At 72.2% G+C, this 13,333-nt stretch carries 10 protein-coding genes; 1 reads left to right on the plus strand and 9 read right to left on the minus strand.

Annotated features, from left to right (window positions below):
* Positions 1 to 1,090: 1,090 nt before the first annotated feature.
* Positions 1,091 to 4,264, plus strand: coding sequence for an isoleucine--tRNA ligase (gene ileS / locus L1885_RS12895; protein WP_235797214.1), 3,174 nt, complete (start codon positions 1,091 to 1,093; stop codon positions 4,262 to 4,264).
* Between the two features lie 321 nt (positions 4,265 to 4,585).
* Here the strand turns inward: ileS and L1885_RS12900 are convergent, their stop codons facing one another.
* From L1885_RS12900 to ftsW, 9 genes are all read right to left on the minus strand, one after another.
* The gene (locus L1885_RS12900) at positions 4,586 to 5,911 is read right to left on the minus strand and encodes a DivIVA domain-containing protein (RefSeq protein ID WP_235797215.1); all 1,326 of its coding nucleotides are present in this window, start codon (positions 5,909 to 5,911) and stop codon (positions 4,586 to 4,588) included.
* Positions 5,912 to 5,966: 55 nt separating this feature from the next.
* Positions 5,967 to 6,257 (minus strand): YggT family protein, encoded by a 291-nt coding sequence (locus L1885_RS12905; RefSeq protein ID WP_235797216.1) that lies wholly within the window; start codon positions 6,255 to 6,257, stop codon positions 5,967 to 5,969.
* A 71-nt stretch (positions 6,258 to 6,328) separates the two neighbouring features.
* Entirely contained in the window at positions 6,329 to 6,943 is a 615-nt protein-coding gene (locus tag L1885_RS12910; RefSeq protein ID WP_235797217.1) for a cell division protein SepF, read from the minus strand.
* Between the two features lie 121 nt (positions 6,944 to 7,064).
* Positions 7,065 to 7,784, minus strand: a complete 720-nt coding sequence (locus L1885_RS12915) for a YggS family pyridoxal phosphate-dependent enzyme (RefSeq protein WP_235797218.1) — start codon at positions 7,782 to 7,784, stop codon at positions 7,065 to 7,067.
* Between the two features lie 3 nt (positions 7,785 to 7,787).
* On the minus strand, positions 7,788 to 8,519 hold the full coding sequence (gene pgeF / locus L1885_RS12920; RefSeq protein WP_372481935.1) for a peptidoglycan editing factor PgeF: 732 nt from the start codon (positions 8,517 to 8,519) through the stop codon (positions 7,788 to 7,790).
* Complete coding sequence (gene ftsZ, locus L1885_RS12925) at positions 8,519 to 9,739, minus strand: cell division protein FtsZ (protein WP_235797220.1); 1,221 nt, start codon at positions 9,737 to 9,739, stop codon at positions 8,519 to 8,521. The genes pgeF and ftsZ overlap by 1 nt, the downstream gene beginning before the upstream one ends.
* A gap of 285 nt (positions 9,740 to 10,024) precedes the next feature.
* Positions 10,025 to 10,816 carry a cell division protein FtsQ/DivIB gene (locus L1885_RS12930; RefSeq protein ID WP_235797221.1) on the minus strand — a complete coding sequence of 264 codons (792 nt, stop codon included), beginning with the start codon at positions 10,814 to 10,816 and terminating at the stop codon, positions 10,025 to 10,027.
* 44 nt (positions 10,817 to 10,860) lie between these two features.
* Positions 10,861 to 11,955, minus strand: a complete 1,095-nt coding sequence (gene murG, locus L1885_RS12935; protein WP_235797222.1) for an undecaprenyldiphospho-muramoylpentapeptide beta-N-acetylglucosaminyltransferase — start codon at positions 11,953 to 11,955, stop codon at positions 10,861 to 10,863.
* A gap of 6 nt (positions 11,956 to 11,961) precedes the next feature.
* A complete protein-coding gene (gene ftsW / locus L1885_RS12940; protein WP_372481936.1) occupies positions 11,962 to 13,326 on the minus strand; it encodes a putative lipid II flippase FtsW in 1,365 nt (454 codons plus the stop codon).
* Positions 13,327 to 13,333: the final 7 nt, after the last annotated feature.

The following is a 13,333-nucleotide window of genomic DNA, read 5'->3' on the forward strand; positions in this document are numbered from 1 at the left end:
CCGGGCGGCGGCCGCGGCCCGCTTGCGCGGGGCCCCGGCCGGTGGGGCGTCCTGCGCGGCCGCCCCGGCCGGCTCCTGCGCCCCGGCCTCCCCGGGTTCCGCGGAATCGGCAGATTCCACAGGATCCGCCCTTTTGGTCCGTTTCGCAGGCGCGGCACGTTTCGCGGGCGCTCGTTTCGCGGAGCCGCGCTTCGCGGCCGTGCGTTTCGCGGGGGCCCGCTTCGCGGCGGCACCCTTCCCGGGTCCGGAATCCGGGGTCCCGGCCGCTTCGGCGGACCCCTCGTCCGCCCGTCCGGCCGCTTCCGGCGACCGGGCCGGCGCCGTTGCGTCGTCCGGGTCTCCGGAGCCGGCCCGTGCCGCGCTCCCGGAACCCCGCCCCGAGCCCTTCCGGATCTCCTTCTCCGGCTCGTCCGCGGGCGCCCCGTCCCGCACCGGCCGCCGCTCGCCGCCCCCCGCTCCCGTCCCGGGCCCGGCCCCGGACCGCGCGCGACCGGCCGCCGGTGACTTCGCCCTGGTCGTCCTCTTCGCCACCATGGCCGCGGCTCCTTCACTTGCGTGACATCGCCCCCACGCGTGTTGGGACGATAAATCGACATCAGCTCCGCGGCAACGGGGCACGCCGCCCCTTTGTTCCCCGCCGCCTCCCTCCGCCCGCCTGCATCCGTTGTGCCCGGCGCCCCGAGGGGTAATCCCGGCGCCCCGCCCCCGCCGGTTACCGGCGCCGGCACCCGCCGCACCGCGGGCCGGGGCCGCGCCCGCCGGCCCCGGCGGTAATCGGTACGGCACGGCCCCCGCCGCCCCGTACACTGGGCGCAGCGACAGGCATGGATGGGGACGAGTAGCCCGCAAGCGGCCAGGAGCGACCCGGGGACGGTGCGAGCCCGGGGGCAGAGCGCGGAGCGAAGGATCACCCCGGAGCCGCCGGAAGAAAGCCCGCAGCGAGGCGGCGGGCGACTAGACCCGGCAGCGCTGCCCCAATGAGGGGGCCCCGGACGCCCGGCGTCCGGAGCCAAGGAGGGTGGTACCGCGGGAGCACGTGCTCTCGTCCCTCCGGACGGAGATGCCGCAGTCCCGCCGGAGGAAGCGCCCGATGACCACAGTGACCCCGCCGTCGCCGGCCTCGCCGCAGTACCACCAGGTACCGGCCCAGGTCGACCTGCCCGCCCTCGAACACGCCGTGCTCGACTTCTGGCGCGAGTCCCGGATCTTCGCCAAGAGCGTCGAGGGGAGCGAGGGCCGCCCCGAGTGGGTGTTCAACGAGGGTCCGCCCACCGCGAACGGCATGCCCGGCGCGCACCACATCGAGGCCCGGGTCTTCAAGGACGTCTTCCCCCGCTACCGCACCATGCGCGGCTACCACGTGCCCCGCAAGGCCGGCTGGGACTGCCACGGCCTGCCCGTGGAGCTGGCCGTCGAGAAGGAACTCGGCTTCGAGGGCAAGAAGGACATCGAGGCGTACGGCATCGCGGCCTTCAACGACCGCTGCCGCGCCTCCGTGACCCGGCACACCGACGCCTTCGCGGAGCTCACGACCCGTATGGGCTACTGGGTCGACCTGGAGAACGCGTACTGGACGATGAGCCCCGAGTACGTGGACTCGGTCTGGTGGTCGCTGCGGCAGATCTTCGACAAGGGCCTGCTGGTCCAGGACTACCGGGTCGCGCCGTGGTGCCCGAAGGACGAGACCGGGCTGTCCGACCACGAGCTCGCGCAGGGCTACGAGACGATCGTCGACCCCTCGGTCTACGTGCGCTTCCCGCTGACGTCCGGGCCGCTCGCGGGCGAGGCGTCGCTGCTGGTGTGGACGACCACCCCGTGGACGCTGGTGTCGAACACGGCCGTCGCCGCGCACCCCGACGTGCGCTACGTCGTCGCCACCGACGGCACCGAGCGGCTCGTCGTCGCGGAGCAGCTCGTCGGCCAGGCCCTCGGGGAAGGCTGGGAGGCCACCGGCGAGTCCTTCACCGGCAAGGAGATGGAGCGCTGGACCTACGAGCGCCCCTTCTCGCTGATCTCGTTCCCGGCCGGCACGGTGGCGCACTACGTCGTCAACGCGGACTACGTGACCACCGAGGACGGCACGGGCCTCGTGCACCAGTCCCCCGCCTTCGGCGAGGAGGACCTCAAGGTCTGCCGCGCGTACGGCCTGCCGGTCGTCAACCCGGTCCGCCCCGATGGCACCTTCGAGCAGGAGGTGCCGCTGGTGGGCGGCGTCTTCTTCAAGAAGGCCGACGAGGCGCTGACGGAGGACCTGCGCGAGCGGGGCCTGCTGTTCAAGCACCTGCCCTACGAGCACAGCTACCCGCACTGCTGGCGCTGCCACACCGCGCTGCTCTACTACGCGCAGCCGTCCTGGTACATCCGCACGACGGCCGTCAAGGACCGCCTGCTGGAGGAGAACGAGAAGACGAACTGGTTCCCCGACTCCGTCAAGCACGGCCGGTACGGGGACTGGCTCAACAACAACGTCGACTGGGCGCTGTCCCGCAAGCGCTACTGGGGCACCCCGCTGCCGATCTGGCGCTGCGCGAACGAGGAGTCCCACCTGACCTGCGTCGGCTCGCGCGCCGAGCTGACGGAGCTCACCGGCACGGACCAGTCGGAGCTCGACCCGCACCGCCCGTTCATCGACGAGGTCACCTTCGCCTGCCCGCAGTGCGGCGAGCCCGCGACGCGCGTGGACGAGGTGATCGACGCCTGGTACGACTCGGGCTCGATGCCGTTCGCGCAGTACGGCTACCCGTACAAGAACAAGGAGTTGTTCGAGCGGCGCTACCCGGCGCAGTTCATCAGCGAGGCCATCGACCAGACGCGCGGCTGGTTCTACACGCTGATGGCGATCGGCACGCTCGTCTTCGACGAGTCGTCGTACGAGAACGTCGTGTGCCTGGGCCACATCCTGGCCGAGGACGGCCGGAAGATGTCCAAGCACCTGGGCAACATCCTGGAGCCGATCCCGCTGATGGACCAGCACGGCGCGGACGCCGTGCGCTGGTTCATGGCGGCCGGCGGCTCGCCGTGGGCGGCGCGCCGCGTCGGGCACGGCACGATCCAGGAGGTCGTGCGCAAGACCCTGCTGACGTACTGGAACACGGTCGCCTTCCAGGTCCTGTACGCCCGGACCTCCGGGTGGGCGCCGTCGGAGGCCGACCCGGCGCCGGCCGACCGGCCCGTGCTCGACCGCTGGCTGCTCGGCGAGCTGAACACGCTGGTCGAGCAGGCGACGCAGGCGATGGAGGCGTACGACACCCAGCGCACCGGCAAGCTGCTGTCCGCCTTCGTGGACGACCTGTCGAACTGGTACGTGCGCCGCTCCCGCCGCCGCTTCTGGCAGGGCGAGCCGGCCGCGCTGCGCACACTGCACGAGGTGCTGGAGACGGTCACGCGGCTGATGGCCCCCCTGACGCCGTTCATCACCGAGCGGGTCTGGCAGGACATGGTCGTGCCCGTGGCGCCGGGCGCGCCGGAGTCGGTGCACCTGGCGAGCTGGCCCGAGGCGGACCCCTCGGCGGTCGACCCGGAGCTGTCGCGCCGGATGGCCCTGGTGCGGCGGCTCGTGGAGCTCGGCCGCGCCACGCGCGCGGAGTCGGGCGTGAAGACCCGGCAGCCGCTGTCGCGGGCGCTGATCGCGGCGGCCGGCTTCGAGTCGCTCCCGGACGGCCTGCGCGAGCAGATCACCGACGAGCTGAACGTGTCGTCGCTGGCGACGCTGTCCGAGGTGGGCGGCTCGCTCGTCGACACGACGGCGAAGGCGAACTTCCGGGCGCTCGGCAAGCGGTTCGGCAAGCGGGTGCAGGAGGTGGCGAAGGCCGTCGCGGCGGCGGACGCCGCCGAGCTGTCCCGCGCGCTGCGCGAGGGCACGGCCTTCGTGGACGTCGACGGCGAGCGCGTCGAGCTCGCGCCGGACGAGGTGATCGTGACGGAGACCCCGCGCGAGGGATGGTCGGTCGCCTCGGACGCGGGCGCGACCGTCGCCCTCGACCTGGAGATCACCCCGGGGCTGCGCCTCGCGGGCCTCGCCCGTGACGCGATCCGGCTGATCCAGGAGGCGCGCAAGAACAGCGGCCTCGACGTCGCGGACCGGATCGTGCTGCGCTGGCGCTCCGAGTCCGACGAGGTCGCCGAGGCGCTGACGCGCCACGCGGAGCTGGTGGCCGAGGAGGTGCTGGCACCGGAGTTCGAGCGGGGAGAGCCGGACGCGACGTTCGGCGAGGCCTTCACGGACGAGGGGCTCGGGCTGACGTTCCACCTGCGCAAGGCCTGACGCGCGGGCGGCGGCGTATGCCGCTGCCGTGAGCCGGGACCGCGGCCCGGGACCCCGACGGGGTCCCGGGCCGCGGTGCGTTGCGGAAGCGACGGACCGGGCGGGAAGTGCCTGGGGCCGGGGACGGGAGGTCACGCGAGGGGACGGGACCAACCTGCCCGGCCGGTTCGGGTACGAGCGTGGGAACACCACGGGGCCGCGGGCCCGGCCGGACGCGGAAAAGGGGCCGGGCCCGGATCGTGGAGATCCGGGCCCGGCCCCTTCGGTGCGGCCTGCCGACGGCCGAACGCCTCAGTTCACGCGCTCACGCGCGCCGCGGCCTCAGTTGTCGTCCTCGTCGATGAGGAACCCGCGCATCGGGGACGGAGCCTGCTGCATCGGCTGCGGGGCCTGGGGCCTCACCGGTGCCATCGGCTGCGTCATCGCGGGCGACATCTGCTGCTGGCCGCCGTACGACGGGCCGGCCGAGGGGCCGCCGTGACCGCCCATGGACGGACCGCCGCCCATCGAGTGGCCGAGCGAACCGGCACCGGCCGACGCCATGGAGGGCGACGGGGGCAGCGAAGGCGCGGAGGACGGAGCCCTCGGCGGAGCGAGCGAGTCGTCGGCCTGGGTCTCCAGCTGGCGCAGCTGGCTCTCCAGGTAGGACTTCAGGCGGGTGCGGTACTCGCGCTCGAAGCCGCGCAGGTCCTCGACCTTGCGCTCCAGCGTGGCGCGGGCGGACTCCAGCGAGCCCATCGCGACGCGGTGCTTCTCCTGCGCGTCCCGCTCCAGTGCGTCGGCCTTGGCGCGGGCGTCGCGCTCCAGACCCTCGGCGCGGCTGCGTGCTTCACCGACGATCTTGTTGGCCTCGGACCGCGCCTCGGCGATCGCCTGGTCGGCGGTCTGCTGGGCGAGGGAGAGGACACGCGCGGCGCTGTCGCCGCCGGGGCCGCCGGGCTGGCCGAGCTGCGGCGCGTGGCCCATCGGGCCGGGGCCGCCCATCGGTCCGCCGGGGCCGCCCATGGGGCCGCCCATCGGGCCGGGGCCCATGTGCTGCTGCATCTGGCCGGGGCCGCCCTGCATCGGGCCGCCCTGCATGCCGGGACCACCCTGCATGCCCGGACCGCCCTGCATGCCGGGACCGCCCTGCATCGGACCGCCCTGCATCGGGCCACCCTGCATGCCCGGGCCGCCCTGCATCGGGCCGCCCTGCATACCGGGGCCGCCCTGCATGCCCGGACCGTGCTGGCCCTGCGGGCCCTGGGGGCCGTGGCCCTGCGGGCCGCCGGGGCCCTGGGGGCCGTGCGCGCTCGGACCCGCGGGCAGCTGCGGCGGTCCCATCTGCGGGGGCTGCTGCTGGACGGGGGGTCCGGATATGGCGGCGGGCACCGGTCCGCCGGGGCCGCCCGGGCCCTGCGGTCCGCCGGGACCCGGCCGGTCCTGCTGCTCGGGGGGCTTGCGCATGTTCTGCTGCTGCTGGTTCTGCGCGGCCGCGCGCGTCGCGGCGGCCAGCTTCGCCCGCAGGTCCTCGTTCTCGCGCAGCAGGCGAGTCAGTTCCGCCTCGACCTCGTCGAGGAAGGCATCGACCTCGTCCTCGTCATAGCCTTCTCGGAGGCGGACGGTCGTGAACTGCTTGTTCCGCACGTCCTCGGGGGTCAACGGCATCTCTACTTCACCTCTACGTAGTCGTCGGCAGTCGGCAAGACCGTATCGTCCACACTCATCCCGCGAACCCGCCTACGACGGAAATCAGAATGAAAACGATGATCATCAGAACGAAGAAGGACAGATCGAGTGCCACGCCCCCGAGACGCAGCGGCGGGATGAACCGCCGCAGAAGCTTGAGCGGTGGATCGGTGACAGTGTAGGTGGCCTCGAGAACGACCACCATCGCCTTCCCGGGTTGCCATGAACGTGCGAACTGGAAGACGTAGTCCATGACCAACCGGAAGATCAGCACGATGAGGAAGCACATCAGAGCGATGTAGATCACCTGCAGCGCAACGCCCATCCCACGCGTCCCTCTCCCCTGGCCCAGCCGGTCCGGCCGGAAGGCCGGTGTCGTACCCGGTGTCGTGTTTCTCAGCTCTGGTTGAAGAACCCGCCCTCTGCGATTCGGGCCTTGTCCTCCGCCGTGACATCGACGTTAGCAGGAGACAGCAGGAACACCTTCTGGGTCACACGTTCAATGCTGCCATGCAGACCGAAGACCAAACCTGCGGCAAAGTCGACAAGTCGCTTCGCATCGGTGTCGTCCATCTCGGTCAAGTTCATGATCACCGGGGTGCCTTCGCGGAAGTGTTCCCCGATGGTACGGGCCTCGTTGTAGGTCCGGGGGTGCAGCGTGGTGATGCGGTAGGGCTCCCGCTCCGACACGACCTTGGGCATGATCACCGGTGCGTTCTTCTCCAGACTGGGACGTTCAGGTGTGATGGACGCCACGGGGGCGATCCGTGCCGGTCGCCCGCTTTCCGCCGCCAGCGATACGGGTTCGCGCTCACGTTCGCGCTGGGGCGGCGGCCCCGGCACACGCACGGGTTCCTCGCGCTCCAACTGGTGCGCGGGCTGCCTCCGGTGCTCCCGTTCGGGCTCCGGCTCGGGTTCGAAGTCGTCGTCGGGGTCGAAGCCCCTGCCGTCGTACCCATCGTCCTCCACGAGGCCGAGGTACACCGCCATCTTGCGCATCGCGCCGGCCATGCTCCGGTTCCTCCGCTCTGTGGTGGATCCTCGTCACCAAGTGTCCGCGATCCACTCGGCCTGCCCGCCTTGCGGCGGAAATGACCATATTTTCTACTCTGGTCCGACTTAGTTCGCGACGTTACCCGAGCCGGGGTCGGACTCCGAGGACCGCCGTACCGACGCGTACATGTGTCGCACCGGCCGCTACGGCCTCTTCGAGGTCCGAGCTCATCCCCGCCGAAACCATGGTTGCAGCAGGATGGTCCGCGCGCAGGCGGGATGAGATTTCCATCAGCCGCTCGAACGCCGCTCGTTGCCGGCCCGCGAACGGCCCGGCCAGCGGGGCGACGGTCATCACACCGTCGAGCCGCAGCCCCTCGGCTCCGGCCACCGCCGTCGCCAACTCCTCGACTCCGTCAGGCGCCACACCGCCTCTCGTTCCGCGTTCGCCGGACTCCGCGTCCAGCGCGACCTGGATGAGACAGCCGGCCGTGCGTCCGGCCCGGACCGCGGCCGCGGACAGCGCGGACACGAGCCGCACCCGGTCCACCGACTGGATCTCGTCGGCGTAACCCAGCACGGATCTGGCCTTGTTCGTCTGCAACTGTCCCACGAAGTGCCAGTTCAGCGACAGATCGGCGCACGCGGCGGCCTTGGGGGCCGCGTCCTGGTCGCGGTTCTCCGCGACATGGCGCACGCCCAGTTCGTACAGCGTTCGCACATCGTCAGCCGGATAGGTCTTCGTGACGACGATCAGGGTCACGTCGGCGGCGTCGCGGCCCGCCGCGGCGCACGCCGTCGCGATGCGTTCGCGAACGTCGGCGAGGTTGCGCGAGAGTTCCGCCCTGCGGTCGGCCATGGCTCAGTCCAGCCAGACGTAGCCGGCGAGCCGACCGGTCGTACGGTCGCGGCGGTACGAGTAGTGGTCCGCCGACTCCCGGGTGCACACGGGCGAGCGCCGCAGGTCGCGCAGGCCGAGGCCGGCGAGTTGGGCGTGCACGCCGGCGGCGACGTCGACGGCCGGGGTGCCCCAGCTCGTCACCGCGTAGGCCTCCGGCACGACGGCGGCGACGTCGGCGCGCATGGCCTCGGGCACCTCGTAGCACCGGCCGCAGACCGCGGGCCCCGTGGCCGCCGCGATGCGGGCGGGGTCCGCGCCCCGCTCCACCATGGCGGCGACGACCGCGGGCACGACGCCCGCCACGAGCCCGGGACGTCCCGCGTGCGCGGCGCCCGCGATCCCTGCCTCGGGGTCGGCGAGCAGGACGGGCACGCAGTCGGCGGTCAGCACGGCGAGTGCCAGCCCCCGCTCGGCGGTGACCAGCGCGTCCACGGACGGGACGGTCTCGTCCGCCGCCCAGGGGCCGGTGACGGCGGCGACGTCGCGGCCGTGCACCTGGTTCATCCACACGACCCGGGCCGCGTCGAGGCCGAGCGCGGCCGCCGCCCGCTTGCGGTTGGCTAGGACCGCGTCCGGGTCGTCCCCCACCGCGCCACCGAGGTTGAGCTCCTCGTACGGAGCGGCGCTCACCCCGCCCCACCGGTCGGTGAAGGCGAAGTGGGCGCCGCCCGTGATCGTCTGCGCTTCCCGTATCACTTGAGGAAGTCCGGGACGTCCAGTTCCTCGGCCTGGCTGTCCTGGAAGGGCGGACGGGTCGGCGGAACGTGCGGGGTGGACACCGGCGGGAGCGGCTTCTCGGCGACCGGGGCCGCGGGCTCCTTGGCCGGGGAGGGGACGTCGTCCGCGGAGGGGACGGTGCCGAGTCCGCCGGAGGAGGGGCGTCCGCCGTCCAGCGGGCGGGACGCCGAGGGCTCGTCGCGCTTGCCGGCGGACGAGCCGAGCACGGTCTCGCGCCGCGTCGGCGGCTGTCCGCCGTCGAAGCCCGCCGCGATGACGGTGACCCTGACCTCGTCGCCGAGTGCGTCGTCGATGACCGCGCCGAAGATGATGTTGGCCTCGGGGTGTGCGGCCTCGCTGACCAGCTGCGCGGCCTCGTTGATCTCGAACAGGCCGAGGTCGCTGCCGCCGGAGATGGAGAGCAGCACGCCGCGGGCGCCGTCGATGGACGCCTCCAGCAGCGGCGACGAGATGGCCATCTCGGCCGCCGCCACCGCGCGGTCGTCGCCGCGGGCGGAGCCGATGCCCATGAGCGCCGAGCCGGCCTCGGACATCACGGACTTGACGTCCGCGAAGTCCAGGTTGATCAGGCCGGGCGTCGTGATGAGGTCGGTGATGCCCTGGACGCCGGACAGCAGGACCTGGTCCGCGGACTTGAAGGCGTCCAGCACGCTGACCTGGCGGTCCGAGATGGACAGCAGCCGGTCGTTGGGGATGACGATGAGGGTGTCGACCTCTTCGCGGAGTTCCGCGATGCCGTCCTCGGCCTGGTTGGCGCGGCGGCGGCCCTCGAAGGTGAAGGGGCGGGTGACCACGCCGATGGTGAGGGCGCCCAGCGAGCGGGCGATGTTGGCGACGACGGGCGCGCCGCCGGTGCCGGTTCCGCCGCCCTCGCCCGCGGTGACGAAGACCATGTCGGCCCCCTTGAGGACCTCCTCGATCTCCTCGCGGTGGTCCTCCGCGGCCTTGCGCCCGACCGCCGGGTTGGCGCCGGCGCCGAGGCCGCGGGTCAGTTCGCGGCCGACGTCGAGCTTGACGTCGGCGTCGCTCATCAACAGCGCTTGCGCGTCCGTGTTGATCGCGATGAACTCGACACCCTTGAGGCCGACCTCGATCATTCGGTTGATGGCATTGACACCACCGCCGCCGACACCGATGACCTTGATGACTGCGAGGTAGTTCTGCGGTGCTGCCACGTCGAAGGCCTCTCGCCTCGGGTTACGTGCCGTCGCGCGGACAGATCCACTGCGTGACGACTGATGCCGATGGGACGGTCCGAATCGCCGACCCAAACCCTAACGTTGAAGTTTAGGGTTAGTAGTGCGCCCGTTCTTGGGCTTCTTTGGACTCTTCCGAACAGGACACTAAGGCGACAAGTGGCGGACGTTCAATGAACACGCCGAACCTCCCGTGTTTCTTTTCACCCTATGTGATCACCCATAGCGCTGGCCAACCAGGGCCCCTGCCAGCACAAACGCCCGTCAACTGGCCGATGCGGCGGGCGCACTGGGCGCACTCACGTCGAAATGGTCGGCGTTCGGCGCGGCTTTGAGAAGAGCGGAGAGCGCACGCGCCTTGGACCCGTTGTCCTCGCCGCTCCCCCACATCACCGTACGGCCACCGGCCAGCTTCAGGGACACGGAGTCGTACGACCGGACTTCGAGCGACCGGGTGGCGCGGCCCACCTCGGCGGGCAGCGCCGCGCGCACGGCCGCCGCCTCGCGCAGCAGACGGGTCGCCGGGAAACGCGGGGAGGCCGCCTTCGGGTCGATCGCCAATTCCAGCAGAGGCACACCCGTGGGCGCTTTCCCCACCGTGTCGAAACGCACACCCTTGGCGTCGACTTCGGTGAACTCCGCGCCCTTCTTGATGACCAGTACGGGCTTTCGCTCGGTCACTTTCAGTTCGACCGTGTGCGGCCAGGACCGGGAGACGTCCACGGAATCGACCCGTGGCAGCGCCCGTTCGACGCGCGCCTCCACCGCGCCGGTGTCCAGCGAGGCGAGGGGCGATCCGAGCGGGGCCCGGGCGGCGTCCGCGACCTGCCGGGGCGTCAGGACAGCGGTGCCGGAGACCCGCACGCGCGTGAGCGAGAGCCAGGAGGAGCCGTAGAGGAGCCACAGGACGAATCCCAACACCACGGCCACCGCAGCCAGTACGACGATCAGCCTGCGCAGGGGGATGCGACGGCCCTCGTCCTCGCCTCCGCCGGGGTGGCCGGACTCCGCCCCCGGCTGCCGTGCGTCGCGCTCGGCCGCGGTCGGTCCGGCCATGTGCCCCTGCCTCTCGCTCGGTTGGGCCCCCTCGGGGGCCCGCCTCACGCCTGGCGGCGCGCGGCGATCGCCTCGTACACCATGCCGACGAGGAGGTCGTCGGCGTCCCTGCGGCCGAACTCGGAGGCCGCCCGGGACATCTCGTACAGCCGGTGCGGGTCGGCCAGGACCGGCAGGACGCTGCTCTGCACCCACTGCGGGCTCAGTTCCGCGTCGTCGACGAGGAGTCCGCCGCCGGCCTTGACCACCGGCTGGGCGTTGAGCCGCTGTTCGCCGTTGCCGATCGGCAGCGGCACGTAGGCGGCCGGCAGGCCCACGGCGGAGAGTTCCGCCACGGTCATCGCACCCGCGCGGCAGAGCATCATGTCGGCCGCGGCGTACGCGAGGTCCATCCGGTCCACGTACGGTACCGGGATGTAGGGGGGCATTCCCGGCATGTTGTCCACGCGCGGCATTTCGTTCTTCGGACCGACGGCGTGGAGGATCTGGATGCCGGAGCGCTGGAGGACCGGCGCGACCTGCTGGACGACCTCGTTGAGGCGGCGGGCGCCCTGCGAGCCGCCGGAGACCAGCAGGGTGGGCAGGTTGGGGTCGAGGCCGAACGCGGCCCGCGCCTCGGGGCGCACCCGCGCGCGATCCAGCATCGCGATGGTGCGGCGCAGCGGGATGCCGATGTAGCGGGCCCCGCGCAGCTTGCTGTCCGGGGTGGAGACGGCGACGCCCGAGGCGTACCGCGAGCCGATCTTGTTCGCGAGGCCGGGCCGGGCGTTCGCCTCGTGGACGACGATCGGCACCCCCAGCCGCTTGGCCGCGAGGTAGCCGGGCAGCGCCACGTAGCCGCCGAAGCCGATCACGCAGTCGGCCTTGGTGCGCTCCATGACCTGCTCGGCCGCCTTGATGGTGCCGCGCAGCCGGCCCGGAACCGTGATCAGTTCGGGCGTGGGCCTGCGGGGCAGCGGCACGGCGGGGATGAGCGCGAGCTCGTAGCCGCGCTCGGGCACGAGCCTGGTCTCCAGGCCGCGTTCCGTGCCGAGCGCGGTGATCCCGGTGGTGGGATCGGCCCTGCGCAGGGCGTCCGCGAGGGCGAGCGCGGGCTCGATGTGACCGGCGGTCCCTCCGCCTGCGAGTACGACATGCACCGAAATTCACCGCTCTCCGGACGGCCGCTGCTTGACGCGCCGTCTCATCGTCATCCATCCAAGCCCGCCCGCCTTCCGGCCGGGGGCGGACGCCCGCATGGCAAGTGCCGCCTTCGCCGCCGGCTCCTGGCGCGCGAAGGCGATCAGCAGTCCGACGGCGAACATCGTCGGCAGCAGGGCGGACCCTCCGTAGGAGAACAGCGGGAGCGGGACACCCGCGATCGGCAGGAGGCCGAGCACGGCACCGATGTTGACCACGGCCTGCGCCGTGATCCAGGTGGTCACGCCACCCGCTGCGTACCTCACGAAGGGGTCCTCCGTGCGTCCGGCCACGCGGATACCCGCATAGCCTAGAGCCGCGAAGAGGGCGAGGACCGACAGCGTCCCTGCGAGACCCAGTTCCTCCCCGGTGATGGCGAAAATGAAGTCGGTGTGGGGTTCGGGCAGCTGGCCCCATTTCTCCACGCTCGCGCCGAGGCCGGAGCCGAACCAGCCGCCGCCGGCCAGCGCGTACAGCCCGTGCACCGCCTGCCAGCACTGGTCCTCGGGGCCCGGCGCGCTGGCGCCGACGCAGCTGAGGCGGCCCATGCGGTTGGGGCTGGTCTCCACGAGCATGACGACGATGGCCAGCGCGACCCCGAGTACCCCGGCGAACAGGCGGGTGGGTGCCCCCGCGAGCCACAGCAGGCCGAAGAGGATCGCGGTGAGGATGATCGCGGTGCCGAGGTCGCCGCCGATCATGATCAGGCCGAGCAGGAAGAACGCGCAGGGCACGAGTGGCACCAGCAGGTGCTTCCACTGGTTGAGCAGGTGCTTCTCGTGCTTGCGGGCGAGCAGGTCCGCGCCCCACAGCACGAGGGCGAGCTTGCCGAACTCGCTCGGCTGGAGCTGGAAGGCGCCGAAGCCGATCCAGTTCTGGTTGCCGTTGACCGACTGCCCTATCCCCGGCACCTGCACGAGCGCCATCAGGAAGACGGTCACCAGCAGCAGCGGGTACGACAGGGCGCGGTGCAGCTTGATCGGCATGCGGACGGCGATCAGCAGCAGGCCCGCGCCGATCATGGCCGCGAGGAACTGCTTGCGGAAGAAGTAGGAGGCCGGCAGCGACAGCTCCAGCGCCTTGATCATGGACGCGGAGTAGACCATGACCAGGCCGAGCACCATGATCAGCAACGCGCTGCCGATGATCAGGTAATACGCCGTGAGCGGGCGGTCCCAGGCCCGCCGGGCCTGGTCGAACCTGCCGCGCAGCCCCGGTCCGCCCGACGTGCCTCCCGGGCGCGGCAGGCGCGGGCGGCCGCCGCCGGCGCGCGGCGCGGGGGCGCGGCCCGCCGACGGCCGGGCGCCCGGGGCGCGGCCCCGCAGCGCCAGGCCCGGC

Origin of the sequence: Streptomyces fuscigenes (assembly GCF_021556455.1) — a bacterium.
In the GTDB taxonomy this organism is placed as follows: domain Bacteria; phylum Actinomycetota; class Actinomycetes; order Streptomycetales; family Streptomycetaceae; genus Streptomyces; species Streptomyces fuscigenes.